The following is a 22735-nucleotide window of genomic DNA, read 5'->3' on the forward strand; positions in this document are numbered from 1 at the left end:
CCATCGCACCGGCCTGGACCGCAGTATCCCGCGTGCTGATCTTTCATCTGGCCTCCCGCTCCCCGCCTAGCGTACCGGCATTCAACGGGAAACGGGATCAAGCCCTCGTCACGCCCACGCGGGGCGGGGCTCAGCCGCCGCGCTTGGCCCGCGCGAAGGCGTCGGCCAGGGCGTTGTTGGCCGGCGGCGCACCGCTGCCCGGGCGCGGGCCGGGAGCCGGGCCACGGCCTCCCTGGCGGGCGCCGCCACCACCACCGCCGTCACGCCGACCGCCGCCGGCCGGGCGCGCATCGCGTTCGCCGGGGGCCTTGGCCGGGGCCGGGGTATCGTCCAGGCGCCGGGTCAGCGCGATGCGCTTGCGGGCCACATCGACCTCCAGCACCTTCACCTTGACGATGTCGCCGGCCTTGACCACGTCGCGCGGGTCTTTGACATAGGTGTCGGACAGGGCCGAAATGTGGATCAGGCCGTCCTGGTGTACGCCGATGTCCACGAACGCGCCGAACGCGGCGACGTTGCTGACCACGCCTTCCAGCACCATGCCCGGCTTGAGGTCCTTGATCTCTTCCACCCCCTCGGCAAAGCGCGCGGCCTTGAACTCCGGGCGCGGGTCGCGGCCGGGCTTCTCCAGTTCCTTGAGGATGTCGCGCACGGTCGGCACGCCGAAGGTGTCGTCGGTGAACTGTTCGGCCTTCAGTCCGCGCAGGAAGCTGCCATCGCCGATCAGCGCCTTGATCGGGCGCGCGGTGGCGGCCACGATCCGCTCCACCACCGGGTACGCTTCCGGGTGCACCGAGGACGCATCCAGCGGCTGGTCGCCGTCGGCAATGCGCAGGAAGCCGGCACACTGTTCAAAGGTCTTGTCGCCCAGGCGCGGCACCTTGAGCAGGTCCTTGCGGCGCTTGAACGGACCGTTTTCGTCGCGGTGGCGCACGATGTTCTCGGCCACGGTCGAGGACAACCCCGACACCCGCGACAGCAGCGCGGCAGAAGCGGTGTTGACGTGCACGCCGACCGCGTTGACGCAGTCTTCCACGCGCGCATCCAGCGCGCGCGCCAGCCGGTACTGGTCCACGTCGTGCTGGTACTGGCCCACGCCAATCGCCTTGGGTTCGATCTTGACCAGCTCGGCCAGTGGATCCTGCAGGCGGCGGGCGATGGAGACCGCGCCACGGATCGACACGTCCAGGTCCGGGAATTCCTTCGCCGCGAACTCCGACGCCGAATACACCGAGGCGCCGGCTTCGCTGACCACGATCTTCTGCAGCTTGGCTTCGCCCAGCGCCTGGATCACTTCACCGGCGAGCTTGTCGGTTTCGCGGCTGGCGGTGCCGTTGCCGATCGCGATCAGTTCCACGTTGTGCTTCATGCACAGCTGTTTGATGGTCTGCAGCGACTGGTCCCACTGGCGGCGGGGTTCATGCGGGTAGATGGTGTCGGTGGCCACCAGCTTGCCGGTGGCATCGACCACGGCGATCTTGCAGCCGGTGCGGATGCCCGGGTCCAACCCGAGCACGGTCTTGGGACCGGCCGGCGCCGCCAGCAGCAGGTCCTTGAGGTTGTCACCGAACACGGCGATGGCCTCGGCCTCGGCCTTTTCACGGGCCTGGTTGAACAGGTCCAGCAGCAGGTGCATGTGCAGCTTGGCGCGCCAGGTCAGGCGGCAGGCGTCGAGCAGCCAGCGGTCGCCCGGGCGGCCGGCGTCGCGGATGCCGGCCTTGAACGCCACGCGGCCTTCGGCATACACGTGCCCGGCCTCGGCGTCGCTGCCCGGGTCCAGTTCCAGGAACAGGATGTCCTCGCGGCGCGCGCGGAACAGCGCCAGCAGGCGGTGCGAGGGAATCTTCGCCAGCCCCTCGGCGTGCTCGAAGTAGTCGCGATACTTGGCGCCCTGCTCTTCCTTGCCTTCGGCCACGCGCGCACGGATCACGCCGTGCTCGCCCAGCCAGGCGCGCAGCTCACCGACCAGCGCGGCGTCTTCGCCCCAGCGCTCCATCAGGATCGCGCGCGCGCCTTCCAGCGCGGCCTTGGTGTCGGCCACGCCCTTGTCGGCGTCGACGAAGCCGGCCGCGAACACCTGCGGATCCAGGCCCGGGTCGGCCAGCAGGCCGTCGGCGAGCGGTTCCAGCCCGGCTTCGCGGGCGATCTGCGCGCGGGTGCGGCGCTTGGGCTTGTACGGCAGGTACAGATCCTCCAGGCGCGACTTGGTGTCCGCGCCGAGGATGTCGTTGCGCAGTTCGTCGCTGAGCTTGCCCTGTTCGTCGATGCTGGCCAGCACCGCCGCGCGGCGCTCTTCCAGCTCGCGCAGGTAGGTCAGCCGGCTTTCCAGGTTGCGCAGCTGGGTGTCGTCCAGGCCGCCGGTGACTTCCTTGCGGTAGCGGGCGATGAACGGAACGCTGGCACCTTCGTCGAGCAGGGCGATGGCGGCGTGCGCCTGGGCAGGCTGGGCACCGATTTCATCGGCGATGGTCTGGGCGATCTGCTGGGCGAGCTTGAGGTCTGGCATTGCGTCCGGCCGAAGCCACTATGCGGAAAACACCGATTGTGGCAACGCCGGGCGGCGGGGGAAACCCGTTGACATTCCCGAAAAATGCCCATGCCGACCAGCGGTCGGCATCTACCGGTAATGCTGGGCTGCGCGGACCCTGACCGCCTCATCCTGCAACGACTCCAGGGCCATCACCCGGACCCTGCCCAGGCCCTGCAGTTCCATGAAGCGCTCGGTGTAGATCTCAGTGCCGATGTCGGTATCGGCACGTGATTTGGTGAAGCCGTGGGGCACCAGGCCCTTGTCGCCATCCTTGCTACCACCGACATAAAGAACGATTGCCATGTGATGTGTTCCTCCAGAAACGTCATGCAGGTACTGCCAGCACAGCTTAGCGCGCCCAACCTGACTGGTGTGTCAGAGGCTAATGACGTTTGTTTGCATGCAGATGACGTCGCGTTACCGGCGCATTGCTTACCGTTTTTTTAACGGCCACCAGCCGTGACCGTGCAGCGCGTACAGATCCGCCGCGCGCTCGAACGGGTTGCGCGCGCTCACCCCACCGCACAGCAGGTAAACCGGCAGGTAGAACGGCCCCAGCACCAGGTACTGGTAGACATGCGCGCGTTCGTGGTCGTGCAGGCCGATCACGGGCTCGGTGCAGTGTCCGGCCTGGTGCGCATAGGTGCGGCAGGGGATCTCCAGGCTGGCACCGGTGTGCAGGATCACGTTGCCCAGGGTGATCGCCCCGCCCGGCCCCCAAGGGTACTCTCGGAACACCAGCGCACAGTCGCGCCGGCTCCAGTACGGGCGCGCGCCGGCCAGCATGCCGGCCAGCCCGCCCAGCACGCCGATCAGGGTGTTGGGCGCGGTCCAGACCGCACCCAGCCCCTGCAGCGCGCGCAGCGCCGGTGGCGGCAGGCTCAATCGGCCTCGTTGGGGATCAGCAGCCACAGCACCAGGTACACCAGGATGCCCGGGAACGCCGCCGACGCCAGCGACACCAGCACGAACAGGACGCGCAGCAGGGTCGGGCTCCAGCCGAAACGGTGGGCGATGCCGCCCATCACCCCGGCAATCATGCGGTCGTTGAGCGAACGCGACAGCGTGCGGGGGGCGGTGGTGTTCATGGCGAGGTCCTCCAACGGTAATGGGGGAACGGTAGCGCAGCGGGTGTGTAGCCGATGCGTTTTGAATGGAGCGGCGGGCCGGCCCGGTTCAGCGCGGCTGGCGCAGCGCCTGCAGGCGCGCGCCGAACCACGCCGCCGCGGTCTGCTCGGGCTGGCCCGGGCACGCAATCCGATACGCCTTGCCGCTGATGCTGCTCTGGCTGGCGGCCCGCTCGATGAACTGCTCGGCGGTATCCACTTTGTCTTTTTTCAGCAGGTAATCGTACTTGCGCTGCAGGTGCGCGCGCGCCTCGGCGGCATCGTGCCAGCTGCCGTTGCGCTGGAAGCGGCAGGACGACCCGTCCAGCGCACCGATCAGGGCGCCAATCTCGCGCCGGGCCGCCTCGCTGGGCGCTGCCGACGCGCTGCCGGCGGTGGCGGCCAGCAGGATGGCCAGCAACGCGCTCTTTCGGATATCCATCAGCTGCGCTCCGCCAGCCAGGCCGAAATGGTGCCCGGCACTTCGCGCTGGGCGCGGCCGGAGACGTAGATGCCGATATGGCCGCCGCGGAAGCTGCTTTCGGTGTAGTCGGTGCTGCCGATCCGCGCGCCCATCGCGCGCGAGGCATCCGGCGGCACCAGGTGATCCTGCTCGGCGTAGATGTTCAGCACCGGCAGGGTGACCTGGCGCAGGTCGACATGCTCCTCGCCGATCGTCACCCCGTCACGCATCAGGCCGTTGCCCTGGTAGAACTGCTTGATGAAGTCACGGAAGGCCTCACCGGCCAGATCGGGCGAATCGAAGATCCACTTCTCCATGCGCAGGAAGTCCTGCAGTGCGGCCTTGTCATCGAGGATGTCCAGCAACCCCACGTACTTCTGGATGTTGAGCCGGAACGGCTTGAGCATCAGGTAACTGGCGTTCATCAGGTCGGCCGGGATGTTGCCCAGCGTGTCCACCAGCAGGTCCACGTCCACCTGCCGCGCCCAGTGCGAAAGCATGTTGTCCGGGGTCTGGAAATCCACCGGGGTCACCATGGTGATCAGGTTGGCCAGTTTCGGCTGGCGCAGCGCGGCGTAGCACAGCGCGAACACGCCGCCCTGGCAGACGCCCAGCATGTTGACCGGTGCGCCGTCGTTGGCGGCGACCAGGTGGTCGACGGCGCCCTCCACATAGCGCAGCAGATAGTCTTCCAGGGTCTGGTAGCGCTCGGAGCGGTCCGGGTAGCCCCAGTCCAGCACGTACACGTCGTGCCCCAGCGCCAGCAGGCGCTGGACCAGCGACCGGTCGGCCTGCAGGTCCACCATGTAGGGGCGGTTGACCAGCGCGTACACGATCAGCAGCGGGGTGCGCTGCACCGGCGCCTGCTCACCGACGAAGCGGTACAGCGTGACCTTGCCGTCGCGCCAGACTTCCTCGCGCGCGGTGGCGCCGTAATCCACGTCCTCCACCGACGGCAGCAGCTTCAGGCCATCCATCAGCTTGCGCTGCATGGACAGCGTTTCCTGCAGCAGGTCTTCGGCATTGAAACCCAGCGGTCCCTTCATGGGGCCGCCTTGCGCGCACGCGGCTTGGGCGCGGCCTTCTTCGCGGGCTTTTTCGCAGGCTTCTTTTCCGGCGTGCCGGCAGCGGGCGACGGCGACTGCCTGGTTGCCGCCGCCATGCGCCGTACCAGCCGTTCCAGTTCGGTGATGCGCCGGTGCGCGGCATCCATCTCGGTGCGGGTCGGCAGACCGAACGCCTCGCTGATCCGCTCCACTTCCTGCTGCGCTGCGCCGCGCAGGCGCATCTGCGCGTTGCCCAGCGCGGCGTAGACCTGCTGGAACGGTTCGGACATCGCGACTTTGCCGTAGGCTTCTTCGGCCGCCTCGATCCACAGGTCGAACATCGCGCGCGCACTGGTCAGCTGGTTGCCCGGCTGCTCATGCTCGGCAAGGCGCTGCTCGAACAGGGTGAACGCATCGTCCAGCGCCTGCTTGATCTGGTCCACGTAGTCACGGGCGTGGCCTTGGTACTCTTGCTGGGCGCGCAGCAGCGCCTGCCAGCGCGCCTGGTGTTCGCGACCGGGGCCGAACGCGGGGCTCTGCAGCCACGGCCCGAGGTCCTGCTGCAGCCGTTCCAGCAGCGCCAGCAGATCCGGCCCACCGGCCTGGGTATGCCCGCGTGCGCCCTGCAGCATCCACTTGAGCAGGCCGTCGCCCTGCCCCTCCACCGCCTCGCGCCACGCCTGGGCGATATCGGCACTGCTGCTGTCCTGGCCGGCGAAACGCGCGGCCACCTGCTGCATGGTGCCGTACCAGCCGCCGGCCTGCTCGCGGAACCGGTGCACGGCGTCCTCGGATTGGCGGTTGCCCGGGTTGGACATCAGCTGCGCCCAGCCCTCGATGGTCTGCTGCCAGGTGCCCGGCGCGGCGCCGGTGGGGTCGCCCCCGGGCGGGGCCGCGGCGTGCCGCAGCGCATCGCCCCAGGCGCTGAAGTACTGCCGGGCCAGCGCCTCGAAGTCGCCTGCGTCGTGGCCGCCGCCGGCGGTATTCATGGCTTGGGAATGCGCAGGGTCTTGCTGATCATCAGCGACCCTGACAGCGCGAACAGCAGCACCAGCGGGTGCAGCTGCCACGGCCCCAGCTGCCAGCGCCCGAGCCACAGGTCATGGCCGATCGCGCCCATGCTGGCGGCAACGGCCAGCACCACCACCAGCGCCAGGCTGGTCGGAATGGGCGTGCCCTCGAAGTACGGCACCTTGTCGCCATCGCCGGCCAGCGCTTCGGCGGTCACGTTGTAGCGGGCCAGGCGGCTCACCCCGCAGCAGACGAAGTAGCTCAGGACCAGCCAGTCCCAGCCGCCCTGCATGCCACAGGCATATGCCAGCGCGGCCGGGGCCACGCCGAAGGAGATCACGTCCGAGAGCGAGTCCAGCTCGCGGCCCAGGGTCGAGCTGGACTTGCGCCAGCGCGCGATCCGCCCGTCCAGCGCATCGAAGATGAAGGCCAGCGGGATCAGCGCCATGCCGAACAGCAGGTAGCTGCGCTCGCCGTCCTGCAGATAGCGCATGGCCGCAAACACCGCACCGGTACCGCAGAACGCGTTGGCCAGGGTGAACCAGTCGGCCAGGTGGAACTCGCGCAGCATCGTGAAGTGACGTTTCATGGAAGCTCGGTGGGCGGCAATGCCGAAAGAGTACCGCGACCGGGCCGAACCGCGACAGCCTTCACGGACGCCGACCTTCGCACCGTGCTCACGCGATGCTGACCAGCGGCGAATTTTTAGCCACCCATCTTGACAGCCATGGGGGGTGGTCGCCGCCGCGCGTTATCCACAAACTTACGCACCGGTCATCCACACCCCCTGTGGATAAGCCGCGCCTATCGTCACAGCCGGGTGTACGACCAGGACTGCATCGTGCCGTCGCGGTACGGCATCACCCCAAGGAACGGGCGCGGGTCCTCGTCGAACACCAGCGGCAGGAACTGGCGGTCGCCTTCCCACAACGGCAGGGTCTCCAGCTTGTCCACGTCCACCCACTCCAGGGTGCCTTCCGGATTCGAGGTCAGGGGCGTGCCGGTGAAGTCGTCGATGACGAACACGAAGCCGAACCAGTCTTCGCCGTGTTTGCCGAACCCGGGCCAGCTGATGGTGCCGCGCATCCGCATGGTGCCGCACTCGATCCCGGCCTCCTCGAGGATCTCCCGGCGCATGCCGGCGGCCACGTCTTCGTCGCGCTCGACCTTGCCGCCCAGTCCGTTGTACTTGCCCAGGTGCTGGTCACCCGGCCGTGCGTTGCGGTGGATCATCAGGGCCTGGCGGCCATCGGGCGACAGCACGTAGCCCAGCGTGGCCACGATCGGGGTATAGGGCATGGAGGCAACGGCTCGCAGGACACAGTCGCCGATTATGCGCGATCCGCGCCGGGCCGGTCGCTCAGCCGGCCACCTGGGCGCGGCGGGTGTCGGCCGGGGCCGGCAGCGCGTCGTGGTCGCGGCGCAGGGTGGCCACGCCATGGCCGCGCTCGGCCAGGTATTCCAGCCACTTGCCCAGGAAGGTGTTCATGCGCATGCGGTGGCTGATCAGCTCGGCAGGCGGCGGGTACATGCCGACCACGTCCTGCCAGCGCCGGCCCACGTAGCAATGGGTGGTCTCGGCCTGGCGCGCATCGCGGTACAGGCGCACATAGGCCGACGGGTCGGGCTGGCCGGTCACCGGGTCGGCGAAGTCATAGGTCAGGCGCAGTTCGACCGTGTAGGGATGGCATTCGATGACATCAAGCCGCACATCCAGGCCATCCCCCACCGAGGACACGTAGCTGCCCGGTTCCAGCCCGGCCGGTTCGAACAGCCGCACCAGGTGGCGGTAATTCTCGGCATACAGGCCCATCAGCCAGCTCAGGCGGCTGAGCCGGGGAATGCGTTCGATGCGGGGTGATGCCTGGGCCATGTCTCGATCCTACACGTTGAAGAATCAAACGTGGGGACGCGCCCGCTGCGCCGGTAGGTCACGACCGTTGGTCGTGACGCCTTCCGTTAATACAACTCGCGCTGCAGCCCCAGCGTGGTCAGCACCTTGCTCGAGATCTCCTCGATCGAGGTATGGGTCGTGCTCAGGGTGGGAATGCGCTCCATCCGGAACATGGTCTCGGCCGCGGCGACCTCGCGCCGGCAGGTCTCCAGGTTGGCGTAGCGCGAGTTCGGGCGGCGCTCCTGGCGGATCTGCTGCAGCCGGTCCGGGTCGATGGTCAGCCCGAACAGCTTCTTGCGGTAGGGCCGCAGGCGGGCCGGAAGGCGGTCCTGCTCCAGGTCCTCGTCGGTCAGCGGGTAGTTGGCCGCGCGCACCCCGTAATGCAGGGCCAGGTAGATGCAGGTCGGGGTCTTGCCGGCCCGCGACACCGCCACCAGGATCACGTCGGCATCGTCGTAGTTGATGGCGATGCCGTCGTCGTGGGTCAGCGCGAAGTTCATCGCGTTGATGCGGCGGTGGTAGGTCTCGAAGTCCACCATGCCGTGCGCCTGGCCCACCCGGGAATGGCGGTTCACGGCCAGTTCGCGCTCCAGCGGCTCGATGAAGGGGGCGAACACGTCGAGCATCAGCCCCCCGCTTTCGGCCAGGATCATGCTCAGCCCGCTGTCCACGCAGGAACTGACCACGATCGGCCGGACCTGGTAGCGCTCCCCCGCCGCGCGGATCCGTTCACAGGCTTCGCGGGCCTTTTCCGGATCGTCGATGAACGACATTCGATCGGTGATGAAGCTGAACCCGGAGAACTGGGTCAGGAGGCTATGCCCAATGGTTTCAGCGGTGATACCGGTTCCATCGGATACGTAAAACACCGGACGGATCGTCGACATGCGCCATTTACCCCCTCTGAAGCTTAAAAAGGCCGACGATACAAGCTTGTGCCGACGGCGGTATGCCCGGCATCATATCGGCTTCTTCCTACGGACGTGGCCATCCAAGCCCGCCTCGGGCGATGGCCAAACGGAGCATCGCGCTTGAACGAGAATATCCTGTGGTTGCACGAACTGCGCCTGGCCGACCTGGCCCGCGTAGGCGGCAAGAATTCGTCGCTGGGCGAAATGATCGGCAATCTTGCCGGTCTGGGGGTATCCGTCCCCGGCGGTTACGCAACCACCGCTGAAGCCTTCAAGGACTTCATCGCGCACAACGATCTGTCCAAGCGCATTTTCGACAAGCTGGCCACGCTGGACGTGGAAGATGTCGCCGCGCTCACCGCTGCCGGCAAGGAAATCCGCGGCTGGGTGATCGACGCGCCGCTGCAGCCGCAGCTGGACCAGGACATCCGCAGCGCCTACAGGCAGCTGTGCGACGAAAACGGCGGCGGCGACGTGGCCGTGGCGGTGCGCTCCTCGGCTACCGCCGAAGACTTGCCTGATGCCTCCTTCGCCGGCCAGCAGGAAACCTTCCTCAACGTCACCGGTGCCGACGATGTCGTGCACAAGGTCAAGGAAGTGTTCGCCTCGCTGTACAACGACCGTGCCATCGCCTACCGCGTGCACCACGGCTTCAAGCACGAAGACGTGTTCCTCTCTTCCGGCGTGCAGCTGATGGTGCGCTCGGGCGTGGGCTCGTCGGGCGTGCTGTTCACCCTGGACACCGAATCGGGCTTCCGCGACGTGGTCTTCGTGACCTCCAGCTTCGGCCTGGGTGAAATGGTCGTGCAGGGTGCGGTCAACCCCGACGAGTTCTACGTCTACAAGCCCACGCTCAATGCGGGCAAGCCGGCCATCCTGCGCCGCTCGCTGGGCAGCAAGGCGATCCGCATGGTGTATTCGGACGTGCCCGGTGAGCGCGTGCGTATCGAAGACACCCCGGTGGAGATCCGCAATACCTTCTCGATCAGCGACGAGGACGTGCAGGAACTGTCCAAGCAGGCGCTGATCATCGAAAAGCATTACGGCCGCCCGATGGATATCGAGTGGGCCAAGGACGGCGTGAGCGGCAAGCTGTTCATCGTGCAGGCGCGCCCGGAAACGGTGAAGTCGCGTGGCCATGCCACCCAGATCGAGCGTTTCGCGCTGAACCAGAAGGACGGCAAGGTGCTGGCCGAAGGCCGCGCGGTGGGCGCCAAGATCGGTGCCGGCGTGGCCCGCGTGGTCAAGTCGCTGGAAGACATGGCGCGCGTGCAGCCGGGCGACGTGCTGATCGCCGACATGACCGACCCCGATTGGGAGCCGGTGATGAAGCGCGCTTCGGCGATCGTCACCAACCGCGGTGGCCGTACCTGCCACGCGGCGATCATCGCGCGTGAGCTGGGCGTTCCGGCCGTGGTCGGCTCGGGCAACGCCACCCAGGTGCTGCAGGACGGCCAGGAAGTGACCGTCAGCTGCGCCGAGGGCGACACCGGCTTCATCTACGAAGGCAAGCTGGACTTCGAGCGCACCACCACGGACCTGGGCAACATGCCGCCGGCGCCGCTGAAGATCATGATGAACGTGGCCAACCCGGAACGTGCCTTCGACTTCGGCCAGCTGCCGAACGCCGGCATCGGCCTGGCCCGCCTGGAGATGATCATTGCCAGCCACATCGGCATCCATCCCAACGCGCTGCTGGAATACGACCGTCAGGATGCGGCCACGAAGAAGAAGATCGACGAGAAGATCGCCGGTTACGCCGATCCGGTCAGCTTCTACGTGAACCGCCTGGCCGAAGGCATTGCCACGCTGACCGCGTCGGTGGCGCCGAACCCGGTGATCGTGCGCCTATCGGACTTCAAGTCCAACGAGTACGCCAACCTGATCGGCGGCAGCAGCTACGAGCCGCACGAAGAGAACCCGATGATCGGCTTCCGCGGCGCCAGCCGCTATGTCGACCCGAGCTTCTCGGCCGCCTTCGCGCTGGAGTGCAAGGCCGTGCTGCGCGTGCGCAACGAGATGGGCCTGGACAACCTGTGGGTCATGATTCCGTTCGTGCGCACGCTGGAAGAAGGCCGTAAGGTCATCGAGGTGCTGGAACAGAACGGCCTGAAGCAGGGTGAGAACGGCCTGAAGATCATCATGATGTGCGAGGTGCCGTCCAACGCGCTGCTCGCCGATGAGTTCCTGGAGATCTTCGACGGCTTCTCGATCGGTTCGAACGATCTGACCCAGCTGACGCTGGGCCTGGACCGCGATTCGTCGATCGTGGCGCACCTGTTCGACGAACGTAACCCGGCGGTGAAGAAGCTGCTGTCGATGGCGATCAAGTCGGCACGCGCCAAGGGCAAGTATGTGGGCATCTGCGGCCAGGGCCCGTCCGATCATCCGGACCTGGCCGAATGGCTGATGCAGGAAGGCATCGAGTCGGTGTCGCTGAACCCGGACACCGTGGTCGATACCTGGCTGCGGTTGGCCAAGCTCAAGGCCAAGGGCTGATAACGAAAAACCCCGCTTCGGCGGGGTTTTTTGTGTTCAGGCTCCGCGTTGACACGCGTGGCGTGTCACTACGCTTCGATTGTTTCGGCGCTGGGGTAATCGGTGAACCCGGGTTCGGCGCCGCCGAAGAAGGTCGCCTTGTCCGGCGTGTTCAACTCCAGGCCCTGCTGCAGGCGCAGCGGCAGGTCGGGGTTGGCGATGAACGGACGGCCGAAGCCGATCAGGTCGGCCCAGCCCTTGGCCAGCGCTTCTTCGGCGCGCTCGACGGTGTACTTGCCGGCATAGATCAGGGTGCCGCGATAGATCATCCGCAGCGCTTCCTTGAACGCCACCGGCATCACCGGCGCGTCCTCCCAGTCCGCTTCGGCGATGTGCAGGTAGGCCACGCCGATGCTGTCCAGGATGTGCGCGGCGGCCAGGTAGGTGGCCTGCGGGGTGTCGTCCACGGCGCCCTGCAGGGTGGTCAGCGGGGCCAGGCGCACGCCGAGCCGGTCAGCGCCTACTTCGGCGGCGACCGCTTCGGCCACTTCGCGCAGGAAACGCAGGCGGTTCTGCAGCGAACCACCGTAGCCGTCGGTGCGCTGGTTGGCCTGCGAATCGATGAACTGGTTGATCAGGTACCCGTTGGCGCCATGCAGTTCAACGCCGTCGAAGCCGGCGTCGATGGCGCGGCGGGCGGCCAGCGCGTAGTCGCGCACGATCTGCGGGATTTCGCTGACGTCCAGGGCGCGCGGCATGGAGTGCTGGACCATCTCGCCTACCCCGCCCTGTGGGCCGGTGCCGGCCACGTCGACGAAGACCTTGACGCCTTCGGCCTGCAGGGCCGAGGACGAAACCGGTGCTTCACCGTTCGGCTGCAGGTCCACGTGCGAAACGCGGCCCACGTGCCAGAGCTGGGCGAAGATGCGGCCGCCGGCGGCGTGCACGGCATCGGTCACGCCGCGCCAGCCGGCGACCTGGGCGTCATCGTGGATGCCGGGGGTCCAGGCGTAGCCCTGCCCCTGCGGGCTGATCTGGGTGCCCTCGCTGACGATCAGGCCGGCCGAGGCGCGTTGGGCGTAGTACTGCGCCATCAGCGGGGTGGCAACGTTGCCGGCAGCGGCACGTGAGCGGGTCATCGGCGGCATGACGATGCGGTTGGGCAGGGTCAGCGGGCCGAGGCGGTAAGGGGTAAACAGCATGGGGGAGGTCCTTGGTAAACGACTGGCCCAAGGATGGGGACGACCCAACGCGGCAAAAAGCGCCATGGCGGCAAAACAGTTGTGCCGTGGGTGCAATGATCGGACACCAGGACCGCCTGGGACACGCATGGCGTGTCGCTACGGGGTTTCGCCTGCGAGCTGGTTGTAGGCGGCGCGCACGGTTTCGTAGCCGTACTGCTTTTCCAGCCGGCGCACGATGAAGTGGCCGCGCGCCATGTCCTGGTAGTAGTCGGTGAACATGGTGTTCAGGGTGGCGCCGGCAACCGCGCCGATGATCGGCACCGCCTGGGCGGCGAACTTCTCGGTAACCACCACGCCGAAGCGGGCGGCGACCTTTTCGACGATCTTGGCCAGCCACTTGCCGGCTTCCTTCGGGGTCAGGCCGATCATCACGCCACCGCCGCCCACCGCAGCGCCGGCCAGCTCGGCCGACAGGTGGCGCATCACTTCGGCGGTGAAACCACGGGTGATGTAGTAGCCGGTCTCGCTGGCGTCGTCCTGGCCGGAGTTGCCGCCCAGCGCGAACACTTCCAGGCAGGCGTGGCGGGTGCCCATCTCGCTCAGGTCGAACCCTTCGCTGCGCGCGACGTCGGCGACCGAGCGCATCATGATCGTGGTCGACACCGGCAGCTCGAGGAACAGCGCGGTGAAGCCGAACGCGCCGCCCAGCGCTCCGGTGGTGGCGGCCGCCAGCTTGTGCCAGCGCGTGGATGCGGCCTTGCCGGGGGTGTTGTCCATGCTCCACAACGCGGCCTGCGCCGACTTGAACAGCGCCGCCTCGACCGCCCCGTGGATGCGCCGCGACACCGACTGCGGCAGCTTCTTCACCGCGAACTCCAGCGGCGAACCAATCAGGTTGGCCATCTTGGCGGTGAGCGTGGGCGATTCCAGCAGGCCCACCGCCCGTTGCAGGTCGGCCCAGTCCTGCGAGGTCGGCAGGATCTGCGCTTCCAGCGGCGGCGGCACGATACGGACAATATGGCTCATGCCCGGATCATAACCCTGTCCGGTTGAACGTCATGTGCCCGGCGGCGCGCAGGTCAGGCCGGCAGGCCGGACAGCGCCCCCATGAACTGCCGGTAATGGCGCAGTTCGGCGATCGAATCATGCACGTCGCTCAGCGCGGTATGGCTGGAGGTCTTGCCCACGCCGGCGGCCACCGTCGGTGCCCAGCGCCGGGCCAGCTCCTTCACCGTGGACACGTCCAGGTTGCGGTAGTGGAAGTACTTCTCCAGGCGCGGCATTTCACGGTGCAGGAAACGGCGGTCCTGGCAGATCGAGTTGCCGCACATCGGCGAGGCGCCGGCCTTGATCCACTGCGCCAGGAAATTCACCGTCTGCGCTTCGGCCTGCGCCAGGGTCACCTGGCTGTCGACCACGCGCTGCCACAGCCCGGAACGGCGGTGCTGGTTGCGGTTCCATTCGTCCATGGCTTCCAGGCGCTCCACCGGGTGGTGGATGGCGAACTCCGGGCCCTCGGCCAGCACGTTCAACTGCGCATCGGTGACGACGGTGGCGATCTCGATGATCGAATCGTTGTCGGTATCCAGACCGGTCATTTCCAGGTCGATCCAGATCAGTCGTTCGCCTTCGGCGCCGTTGTCCGCCATGTCATGCCCTTGTGCAGAGTGTAATGCGACATGATACCGCCTTCGCGGCGTGGCCCGGCCGTGAAATCATTCCAGCAGCAGCGGCGGCTTGCCGCGTTTGGCCCGGAAATAATTGGTCAGCCGCGTACTGGCTTCCTTGGCGAGCACCCCGCCGTGCAGTTCCACGCGGTGGTTGTGGCGCGCGTCGCCGAGCAGGTCGAACACGCTGCCGCAGGCCCCGGTCTTGGGATCGGTGGCCGCATACACCAGCCGCGCCACCCGCGCATGCACCACTGCCATCGCGCACATCGCGCACGGCTCCAGCGTCACGTAGAGGGTGCTGCCCAGCAGGCGGTGGTTGGCCAGCGCCCTGCCCGCCTGGCGCATCGCCACGATCTCAGCGTGGGCGCTCGGGTCGTGGTCGGCGATGTTGAGGTTCCAGCCTTCACCCAGCAGCGTGCCGTCGGCCCCCACCAGCACCGCACCGACCGGGATCTCGTTGAACTCGCGCTCGGCGCGTGCAGCCAGGCCCAATGCGTGCTGCATCCAGTATTCGTCCTGGTCGTGCACCGGCACGCCCAGCGGCGGAGGCGGAGACAAGCGCTCAACCACGGCCGTCGGCCTTGCGTAGGAATGCGTCGAAGGCCGCCAGGGTGGCCTCGCTGACATGGTGTTCGATCCCTTCGGCATCGCGGCGGGCCGAATCGGCATCCACGCCCAGCGCCAGCAGGAAACGCTCCACGGTCTGGTGGCGGGCGCGCATTTCCACCGCCAGCTGCTCGCCAGCCGGGGTCAGGAACACGCCCCGGTACGGCCGCTGGATCGCCCAGCCCTCCTTGACCAGGCGCTTGAGCGCCTTGGCCACCGTGGGCTGGGCGACGCCCAGACGGGTGGCGATGTCCACCTGGCGTGCCTCTCGGCCATCGGCGATCAGGTCCGCGATCAGCTCCACGTAGTCTTCGACCAGCTCCGAGCGGCGCGCCTCGCGCACCTGCACGAACCCTTCCACGTGCACCTGGGCATCGATCAGCGGGGTGGCGGTCTTGGCACGGGAAGGCGACATGCCTCCAGTTTACCGTAGTGACGGGCCCTGCCCGCCATGGGAGGCTGGCCAGGCTCAGTCCGCCCGACGCAGCAACCCGGTCTCGAACAGCACCGCCCCTTCCAGGTTCCGCGCCGACAGCAACCCACCATGCGCCCGGGCGAACTCGTGGGCAATGAACAGCCCCAGCCCGAGCCCGCGGCTGTCGTGGAAGCTGGCCTTGAACGGCTCGAACAGGCGCGGCAGCAGCGCTTCGGGAATCTGGCCGGCATTGCGCACCTGCAGCCGCAGCGAATCGCCGGGAAGGCCCCGCACCAGCACCTGCACCGGCGCATCGCCGCCATGCAGCACCGCGTTGCCGATCAGGTTGGAGAGCAGCTGCGCCAGCCGGTCCGGATCGCCCTGCAGGCGCGTGTCGCCCTCCACCTGCAGCTCGATCTTCGCCTTCGGGTGGGCGCGGCCGACCTCGTTGACCACCACGGCGGCCACCTCGGCCAGGTCGCATTCCTCGGTCTGCAGGCGCAGGCCGCCGCTGCGGATCCGCGAGAAATCCAGCAGCTGCTCGACCATCCGCGCCATGCGCACCGCGCTGTTTTCCAGGTGCACCAGGGTCTGCTGCGCAGACGGGTCGTCGGGCAGGTCCAGCGACAGTTTGTCGGCGCACAGCAGGATCGCCGACAACGGCGTACGCAGGTCGTGGGTGAGTACCGCCATCATGGTTTCGTTGAGCTTGAGCGCGTGCTCCAGGGCCTGGTTGCGCGCCTTGAGCAGCTGCTTCTGCTGGTAGAGCTCGATGAACACATTGACCTTGCTCATGATCACCTGCGGCTCGATCGGCTTGTGCAGGAAATCCACCGCGCCGCTTTCGTAGCCCTTGAAGGCGCGCACCGGGTCGTTCGGAGAGGCGGTCAGGAAGATGATCGGCACATCACGGCTGCGCTGCGAACCGCGCATCAGCTCGGCCAGCGAAAAACCATCGATCTCCGGCATGTGCACGTCCAGCAGCGCCAGCGCCACTTCGTGTTCCAGCAGCAGTTCCAGCGCTTCGGCACCCGAGGCCGCGCACAGGATATCCAGGCCGTCGCGGCGCAGCAGCGCCTCCATGGCGACCAGGTTCTGCGGGACGTCATCGACGATGAGCAGGTTCACGCGCTCGGTGGCCGGCGTCGTGGTGGACTCGATAAGGTTCATCGGGCAAGGCCTTTCATGCGCGAGCATAGGGAGGTGAGCGTCAGCACCGCATCGGCGCCGGCATGTGCCAGCGCAGCCGCCGGCATGATCGGGGAATAGGCATCATCGGGGCTTTGGATCCAGGCCTGCCCACCGGCGCTGCGGACCGCGGCAACGCCGGCGCTGCCGTCGTTGCTGGCCCCGGTCAGCAGGATGGCGAGCACGCCACTGCCGAACACCTCGGCGGCGCTTTCGAACAGCGGGTCGATCGCCGGCCGCGAGAACAGCACCGGCGCGTCCACCGACAACGCCAGGGCGCTGCGGCTTTCGACCAGCAGATGGTAGTCCGGCGGCGCGAAGGTCACCGTACCGGGCGCCAGCGGCTGCTTGTCCTCGGCTTCGCGTACCGCCAGCGGGCAACGCAGGCCGAGCAGGTCGGCGATCCGGCTGGGGCGGTCACGCGGCAGGTGCAGCACCACCAGCACCGGCATCGGCAGGTCCGCCGGCAGCGCGGCCAGCAGCTGCTGCAGCGCGCTCACGCCGCCGGCGGAGGCGCCGACCACGATGACCTCGAACTCGGGCTGCTCGACCGTGGCGTCCATCAGGCCAGCTTCCGGTACAGGCGCTGTTCGCGCGCGCAGGCTTCGAATTCATCGGCATGCTCGCCGAACTGCAGCGATTCCTTGCTGCCCAGGCCGAGGAAGCCACGGTGCACCAGCGCCTCATGGAACAGGCCAATGGCGCGGTCCTGCAGGGCGCGCTGGAAGTAGATCAGCACGTTGCGGCACGACACCAGGTGCACTTCGGAAAACACGGTGTCGGTGGCCAGGCTGTGGTCGGCGAACACGATGTTGCGCTTGAGCCGGCGGTCGAACACCACGCTGCCGTAGCCGCTGCTGTAGTAATCCGACAACGAACCGGTGCCGCCCGCCTCCAGGTAGTTGCGGCTGAACTGGGCCATCCGGTCCAGCGCGAACGCGCCGGTTTCGGCGGCCTCCAGCGCATCGGGGTTGATGTCGGTGGCGTAGATGATGGCGCGGTCCAGCAGGCCTTCTTCCTGCAGCAGGATCGCCAGCGACCACACTTCCTCGCCGGTGCTGCAGCCGGCGATCCACAGCTTGATCGACGGATAGGTGCGAAGCACCGGGATGGCGTGCTCGCGCAGCATGCGGAAGTAGGCCGGGTCACGGAACATTTCCGAGACCTGCACGGTGAAGTACTGCATGGCCAGCGCAAAGGTCTCCGGCTCATGCAGCAGCCGGTGCTGCAGCGCGCCCATGTTGTCGCACTCGAAGCGGGCCATGGCGTGGCGCATGCGCCGGCGCAGCGACGCCAGCGCGTAGTCGCGGAAGTCGTAGTGGTAGCGCTGGTATACGGCCTCCAACAGCAGCCGCAACTCCAGGTCGAACAGCTCGGCGTCGTTCATCGGCGCGAACACCACACGCGGCACAGCGAGACCAGCTTGTCCACGTCGATGGGCTTGGCGATGTAATCGTTGGCACCGGCCTGCAGGCAATGCTCGCGGTCATCGGGCATGGCCTTGGCGGTCAGCGCGATGATCGGCAGGTCGCGCCAGCGGTTGTCGCGGCGGATTTCGCGCATTGCGGTCAGCCCGTCCATCTCCGGCATCATGATGTCCATCAGCACCAGGTCGATGTCAGGGCCCAGTTTGTCCAGGGCTTCCCTTCCGTTGCGGGCGATTTCCAGCTTCACCCCCAGCGGCTCCAGCACGCTGGACAGGGCGAAGATGTTGCGCACGTCGTCCTCGGCCAGCAGCACGGTGCGCCCATCCAGCACCGCATCGCGGCGGCGCGCTTCGCGCAGCAGGCGCTGCTGGTCGCTGGGCAGCGAGGCTTCCACGCTGTGCAGGAACAGGGTCACTTCATCGAGCAGGCGCTCGGGCGAGCGCGCGCCCTTGATGATGATGCTCTTGGAATAGCGGCGCAGGCGCTGCTCTTCGTCGCGGGTCAGTGCGCGCCCGGTGTAGACGATGACCGGCGGGAAGGCGACCGCCTCGTTGCCGGCCATGTATTCGAGCAGGTCGTAGCCGGTGCCGTCGGGCAGCGCCAGGTCGGTGACCATGCAGTCGAAGGTGGAGGTGCCCAGTTCGGCCTTTGCTTCAGCGAGGCTGCCCACCGCGGTGATTTCCAGCTGGTCGCGGCCCAGCAGCAGCTGCAGGTTGGAGCGCAGCGCGCTGTCGTCCTCGACGATCAGCAGGCGGCGCACGTCGCGCTCGCTGGTAGCTTCCAGCTGCTGGATCGCCTCGACCAGGCGTTCGCGCGTGGCCGGCTTGATCACATAACCGATCGCGCCCAGCTCCATCGCCACCTGCGAGCGTTCCAGCCCGGAGACCACGTGCACCGGGATATGCCGGGTGGCCGGGTCGCGCTTGAGCCGCTCCAGCACGCTCAGGCCGGACACATCGGGCAGGCCGATATCGAGCAGCACGCCGTTGGGGCGCAGCTCGGCGGCCAGCGCGAGGGCTTCTTCGGCGGTCTGCGCGACCACGCAGTCGAAGTCCAGCTCATGGGCCATGCCCACCAGCGCCTCGGCGAAGGTCACATCGTCCTCGACCACCAGGATCATCCGCCCGGCGCGGCTGCGGCGGCCACGGTCATCCACCACGCGCGGCGAAGGGGCAGCGGCGGACGCGTCATGCGCGCTGCCGAACAGCGGCGCCGGTGCGGCCGGCTTGGCGGCCGGCGCCGGGCGCACGTCAGGCGCCGCCATCGGCGCTGCCGTCGCAGTGCCCGCCGCCAGCGGCAGGTCCAGGGTGAAGCAGCTGCCGCGACCGGGCTCGCTGGACACGGTAATGCTGCCGCCCATGCGCGCGGCCAGGTCGCGCGAGATCGACAGGCCCAGGCCCGTGCCGCCGTAACGGCGCCGGGTGCTGCCATCGGCCTGGCGGAACGCTTCGAAGATCACGTCGGTCTGCGCCTGCGGAATGCCGATACCGGTATCGGTCACCGCGAACTGGATGCGCCCTGCCCCGTTGCCGCGCACCACCAGCGAGACACTGCCGTGTTCGGTGAACTTGACCGCGTTGGCCAGCAGGTTCTTCAGGATCTGCTGCAGGCGCTGGCCATCGGCCACCAGCTGGCTGGGCGCGTCGGTATCGGCGCGGATGTCCAGCGCCAGGCCCTTCTGCGCGGCCAGCGGCTCGAAGGTCTCCTTCAGGCGCTGCAGCACGCTGGACACCGCCAGGTTTTCTTCGGCCAGTTCGACATGCCCGGCTTCGATGCGCGACAGGTCCAGGATGTCATTGATCAGCGCCAGCAGGTCGTTGTTGGACGAGTGGATGGCCTGCGCGTACTTGACCTGTTCGGCGGTCAGCGTGCCGTCCTTGTTGTCGGCCAGCAGTTTGGCCAGGATCAGTGCGCTGTTGAGCGGGGTGCGCAGCTCGTGCGACATGTTGGCCAGGAACTCGGACTTGTAGCGCGAACTGGCCTCCAGTTCGCGGCTGTTCTGCACCAGCTGGCCCTGCGCGATCAGCAGTGCCTGCTGGCGCGATTCCAGTTCATGGGTGCGCTCTTCCAGCTGCACGTTGGTCTGTTCCAGCTCGGCCTGCTGCTGTTCCAGGTTGGCCTGCGAGTGCAGCAGGCTGCGGCTCTGTTCTTCCAGCTCTTCGTTGGCCACCCGCAGCTCTTCCTGCTGGGTCTGCAGCTCTTCGCTCTGGCGCTGGGTTTCTTCCAGCAGCTCCACCAGCTGCGCGCGCAGCAGTGCGGTGCGCAGCGCCATGCCGATCGGCTCGGCGCACTGCAACAGAAGTTCCAGTTCCAGTGAACGTGCCGGGGACACCCCAGCGCGTCCCAGCTCGATCAACCCGATCACCGCGCCATCAGCGGTGATCGGTCCCAGCAGGCGCTGGTGCACGGGGGTGCGGCCCAGCGCGGTTTCAATCTCAAGCAGGCTTTCGCTTTCTTCCAGCCGACGGGGCTGGCCCTGTCGCAGGACTTCGCCCCACTGCCCGGCAGACGCCTGGAGGGAATCGGGCAGGTGCGGCGGCAGCGCCGCGCCGCCAACCAGCACCAGGCGTTCGCCCTGCAGGCGATAGACCGCACCCACATCCGCGTTCAGCTGCGCGCACAGGGTGCGCATGGCTTCGTCGGCCAGCGTGCGCGGTTCCGGATCCCCGCGCAGGCTCACCGTCACCGCGTTCTCGCCTTCCTGCAGCCACAGCGCATCGGCGGCCGTACGGCGGGCCTGGATGGCCTTGATCACCGTCAACGCCATCAACAGGAAGCAGATCCCGCCAATGGTGCGGTTGACGAAGGAAAATGCGGAATTGGTGCTCGCCGGGGCCAGGTGGTACCCGACGACCAGCAGGATGCACGAGCCGGCCGCGACCAGCAGCGGCACCTCCAGCCGGCGCTGGAACAGGGTGACGCCCACCGCGATGAAGTACGTCAGCCACACCGCATAGCCCAGCGGCACCACCAGCTCCAGGCCGATGGTGAAGGCCATCAGGCCGGCCGATGCCAGCCAGATCCAGCGATCGCGAGCGGTTGGCGCTGCATTCATGCACACGGTTCCAGGGTGAAAAGGGGTTCGATGTTAACCGAACTGTGAATTCGGGCGTTATACGCCAAATGGCGACGTGTTCAGAACCAATGTTGACATTATCTTCACATCACGGCTTCTACGGTTCAGCCTCTTAAAGGGGAGTAAAACCGCCGCCGTGGTCCAGGCAGTCACCGATATCGCGCCGCTTGCTGATGATCGTCTGCAGTTGCAGCTGTTGATCGATCACGTATCCGATCACGCGATTTACCTGCTTGACGCGCATGGCTGCATCCGCAGCTGGAACCGGGGCTGCCAGCGGGTCAAGGGCTATTCCGCCGAAGAAGTCATGGGGCAGCACGTGCGGCTGTTCTACGCCCCCGACGAGCGCGCCTCCGGCACCGCCGAACACACCCTCGGCCAAGCCGAGCAGCATGGCCGCTACGCTGGCGAAGGCTGGCGGGTGCGCCGCAGCGGCGAATGCTTCCGCGCCAGCGAGGTGATCGAAGCCGTGCGCCAGGACGGCACCCTGCTCGGCTTCGTCAAGGTCACCCAGGACGTCACCGAGCGTTACCACGCCCAGCGCCTGCTGCAGGACGCCCAGCGTGCCCGCGAGCAGTTGCAGCAGTTCGAGGGCGTGGGCCGGCTCACGCGTGGGCTGGCGCACGAATTCAACAATCTGTTGACCACCATCGGCAACGCGCTGGACCTGATCTCGCTGCGCCCCGGCGCCGATGCGCGCACCCGCGAGCTGACCGAACTGGCCCAGGCCGCCGCCGACCGGGGCTCGATGCTGACCCGCCAGCTGCTGGCGTTCTCGGCCGACCAGACCCTGGTCCGCGAGCCCTTGCAGGTAGCGCGGCTGTTCGAACAGGAACTGCCGGTGCTGCAGCGGGCCTGCCCGGACAACATCCGGCTGCGTCTGGAAGTGCCTTTCGACCTACCTCGAATCACCACCGATGGCGTACAGTTGCATACGGCTGTATTGAACCTGCTGCTCAACAGCTGCGAGGCCATGCCGCAGGGCGGGACCATCACCATCAGTGCCACGGCCGAACACCGCCTGGCCCCGGACCTGGCCAACCCGACGCAGCGCCGCTATGTGGCCATCGCGGTGACGGACCACGGCAATGGCATGCCCCCGGATGTGGCCGAGCGTGCCAGCGAACCGTTCTTCACCACCAAGGAAGTCGGCAAGGGCAGCGGTCTGGGCCTGAGCCAGGTATTTGGCTTCGTGTCCCAGTGCGACGGTTTCGTCGATGTACAGACCGCCCCGGGACGCGGCACCACTGTCCGTTTGTTGTTACCTGCCCTAGAGGAAGTCGCGCATGTCTGAGCCCCTTCGTGTGTTGATGGTCGAAGACCAGGAAGACCTGCGCGAGCTGATCGGACAGGCGCTGCGTGATTTCGGCATCGATGTGCATACGGCGACTGACGGCCCGGCGGCCGTTCAATTGATCGACATGAACGGCGGCTTCGATGTCGTGTTCAGCGACATCAACATGCCCGAAGGCATGAGCGGCCTGGAATTGAGCGCGCATGTCGCCAATGCCCTGCCGAACGCCCGGATGATCCTGTCGTCCGGCTATGCGCGCTCCCAGCTGCCGCCGCTTCCGGAAAATGTGGAATTCCTGCCGAAACCCTACCGGCTCAAGCAGTTGGTGACGCTGTTGAAGGAATCCTCGCCGGCGACCTGATGCGCGCCGAGGTGAATGCTTCATACCTGAACGGCGCACTTCACACCGGCACTGCAAACGCGGCGGGATAGTACC

Annotated in this window: 23 protein-coding genes; 3 read left to right on the forward strand and 20 right to left on the reverse strand. The window is 67.3% G+C overall.

Annotated elements, in window-relative coordinates:
* Positions 1 to 130 precede the first annotated feature (130 nt).
* The 11 genes from BAY15_RS11500 to ppsR form a co-directional block, all read right to left on the reverse strand.
* The gene (locus BAY15_RS11500) at positions 131 to 2506 is read right to left on the reverse strand and encodes a Tex family protein (RefSeq protein ID WP_068852647.1); all 2376 of its coding nucleotides are present in this window, start codon (positions 2504 to 2506) and stop codon (positions 131 to 133) included.
* Positions 2507 to 2617: 111 nt separating this feature from the next.
* Positions 2618 to 2833 (reverse strand): hypothetical protein, encoded by a 216-nt coding sequence (locus tag BAY15_RS11505; RefSeq protein ID WP_068852651.1) that lies wholly within the window; start codon positions 2831 to 2833, stop codon positions 2618 to 2620.
* Positions 2834 to 2962: 129 nt separating this feature from the next.
* Complete coding sequence (locus BAY15_RS11510; protein WP_083214167.1) at positions 2963 to 3415, reverse strand: hypothetical protein; 453 nt, start codon at positions 3413 to 3415, stop codon at positions 2963 to 2965.
* A complete protein-coding gene (locus BAY15_RS11515; protein WP_068852656.1) occupies positions 3412 to 3618 on the reverse strand; it encodes a PspC domain-containing protein in 207 nt (68 codons plus the stop codon). Before BAY15_RS11515 ends, BAY15_RS11510 begins: the two co-directional genes overlap by 4 nt.
* A gap of 88 nt (positions 3619 to 3706) precedes the next feature.
* Positions 3707 to 4078: a DUF5329 domain-containing protein gene (locus tag BAY15_RS11520; protein WP_068852660.1), complete on the reverse strand. Its 372-nt coding sequence runs from the start codon at positions 4076 to 4078 to the stop codon at positions 3707 to 3709.
* Positions 4078 to 5145: a class III poly(R)-hydroxyalkanoic acid synthase subunit PhaC gene (gene phaC / locus BAY15_RS11525; RefSeq protein ID WP_068852663.1), complete on the reverse strand. Its 1068-nt coding sequence runs from the start codon at positions 5143 to 5145 to the stop codon at positions 4078 to 4080. The genes BAY15_RS11520 and phaC overlap by 1 nt, the downstream gene beginning before the upstream one ends.
* Complete coding sequence (gene phaE / locus BAY15_RS11530) at positions 5142 to 6134, reverse strand: class III poly(R)-hydroxyalkanoic acid synthase subunit PhaE (RefSeq protein ID WP_068852666.1); 993 nt, start codon at positions 6132 to 6134, stop codon at positions 5142 to 5144. The genes phaC and phaE overlap by 4 nt, the downstream gene beginning before the upstream one ends.
* Positions 6131 to 6745 carry a CDP-alcohol phosphatidyltransferase family protein gene (locus BAY15_RS11535; RefSeq protein WP_068852670.1) on the reverse strand — a complete coding sequence of 205 codons (615 nt, stop codon included), beginning with the start codon at positions 6743 to 6745 and terminating at the stop codon, positions 6131 to 6133. Before BAY15_RS11535 ends, phaE begins: the two co-directional genes overlap by 4 nt.
* A gap of 221 nt (positions 6746 to 6966) precedes the next feature.
* On the reverse strand, positions 6967 to 7455 hold the full coding sequence (locus tag BAY15_RS11540; protein ID WP_068852673.1) for an NUDIX hydrolase: 489 nt from the start codon (positions 7453 to 7455) through the stop codon (positions 6967 to 6969).
* Positions 7456 to 7516: 61 nt separating this feature from the next.
* Entirely contained in the window at positions 7517 to 8029 is a 513-nt protein-coding gene (locus BAY15_RS11545) for a DUF1249 domain-containing protein (RefSeq protein ID WP_068852676.1), read from the reverse strand.
* A gap of 86 nt (positions 8030 to 8115) precedes the next feature.
* Positions 8116 to 8937, reverse strand: coding sequence for a posphoenolpyruvate synthetase regulatory kinase/phosphorylase PpsR (gene ppsR / locus BAY15_RS11550; RefSeq protein WP_068852678.1), 822 nt, complete (start codon positions 8935 to 8937; stop codon positions 8116 to 8118).
* A gap of 144 nt (positions 8938 to 9081) precedes the next feature.
* Here ppsR and ppsA point away from each other — a divergent pair, with 144 nt between their 5' ends.
* Positions 9082 to 11460, forward strand: a complete 2379-nt coding sequence (gene ppsA, locus BAY15_RS11555) for a phosphoenolpyruvate synthase (RefSeq protein ID WP_068852681.1) — start codon at positions 9082 to 9084, stop codon at positions 11458 to 11460.
* 68 nt (positions 11461 to 11528) lie between these two features.
* Here ppsA and BAY15_RS11560 read toward each other — a convergent pair whose 3' ends face one another.
* The 9 genes from BAY15_RS11560 to BAY15_RS11600 form a co-directional block, all read right to left on the reverse strand.
* Positions 11529 to 12641, reverse strand: a complete 1113-nt coding sequence (locus tag BAY15_RS11560; RefSeq protein ID WP_068852684.1) for an alkene reductase — start codon at positions 12639 to 12641, stop codon at positions 11529 to 11531.
* 138 nt (positions 12642 to 12779) lie between these two features.
* A complete protein-coding gene (locus BAY15_RS11565; protein WP_068852687.1) occupies positions 12780 to 13649 on the reverse strand; it encodes an EcsC family protein in 870 nt (289 codons plus the stop codon).
* Between the two features lie 53 nt (positions 13650 to 13702).
* Positions 13703 to 14272: an oligoribonuclease gene (gene orn / locus BAY15_RS11570; RefSeq protein ID WP_068852690.1), complete on the reverse strand. Its 570-nt coding sequence runs from the start codon at positions 14270 to 14272 to the stop codon at positions 13703 to 13705.
* A gap of 66 nt (positions 14273 to 14338) precedes the next feature.
* On the reverse strand, positions 14339 to 14797 hold the full coding sequence (tadA, locus tag BAY15_RS11575) for a tRNA adenosine(34) deaminase TadA (protein WP_237334358.1): 459 nt from the start codon (positions 14795 to 14797) through the stop codon (positions 14339 to 14341).
* A gap of 58 nt (positions 14798 to 14855) precedes the next feature.
* On the reverse strand, positions 14856 to 15314 hold the full coding sequence (mntR, locus tag BAY15_RS11580) for a manganese-binding transcriptional regulator MntR (RefSeq protein ID WP_068852696.1): 459 nt from the start codon (positions 15312 to 15314) through the stop codon (positions 14856 to 14858).
* A gap of 54 nt (positions 15315 to 15368) precedes the next feature.
* Positions 15369 to 16484, reverse strand: a complete 1116-nt coding sequence (locus BAY15_RS11585; protein ID WP_068852699.1) for a hybrid sensor histidine kinase/response regulator — start codon at positions 16482 to 16484, stop codon at positions 15369 to 15371.
* Positions 16481 to 17065 carry a chemotaxis protein CheB gene (locus BAY15_RS11590; protein ID WP_068852702.1) on the reverse strand — a complete coding sequence of 195 codons (585 nt, stop codon included), beginning with the start codon at positions 17063 to 17065 and terminating at the stop codon, positions 16481 to 16483. Before BAY15_RS11590 ends, BAY15_RS11585 begins: the two co-directional genes overlap by 4 nt.
* Positions 17065 to 17889, reverse strand: coding sequence for a CheR family methyltransferase (locus BAY15_RS11595; protein WP_068854687.1), 825 nt, complete (start codon positions 17887 to 17889; stop codon positions 17065 to 17067). The genes BAY15_RS11590 and BAY15_RS11595 overlap by 1 nt, the downstream gene beginning before the upstream one ends.
* Entirely contained in the window at positions 17886 to 20984 is a 3099-nt protein-coding gene (locus BAY15_RS11600; protein ID WP_068852705.1) for a response regulator, read from the reverse strand. Before BAY15_RS11600 ends, BAY15_RS11595 begins: the two co-directional genes overlap by 4 nt.
* 157 nt (positions 20985 to 21141) lie before the next feature.
* On the opposite strand from BAY15_RS11600, the gene BAY15_RS11605 reads away from it, so the two are divergent.
* Together BAY15_RS11605 and BAY15_RS11610 are read left to right on the forward strand one after the other, a co-directional pair.
* Positions 21142 to 22299, forward strand: a complete 1158-nt coding sequence (locus tag BAY15_RS11605; protein ID WP_068852708.1) for a two-component system sensor histidine kinase NtrB — start codon at positions 21142 to 21144, stop codon at positions 22297 to 22299.
* A complete protein-coding gene (locus BAY15_RS11610) occupies positions 22292 to 22660 on the forward strand; it encodes a response regulator (RefSeq protein WP_068852711.1) in 369 nt (122 codons plus the stop codon). The genes BAY15_RS11605 and BAY15_RS11610 overlap by 8 nt, the downstream gene beginning before the upstream one ends.
* Positions 22661 to 22735: the final 75 nt, after the last annotated feature.

It is taken from the genome of Stenotrophomonas rhizophila (genome assembly GCF_001704155.1).
Classification (GTDB): domain Bacteria; phylum Pseudomonadota; class Gammaproteobacteria; order Xanthomonadales; family Xanthomonadaceae; genus Stenotrophomonas; species Stenotrophomonas rhizophila_A.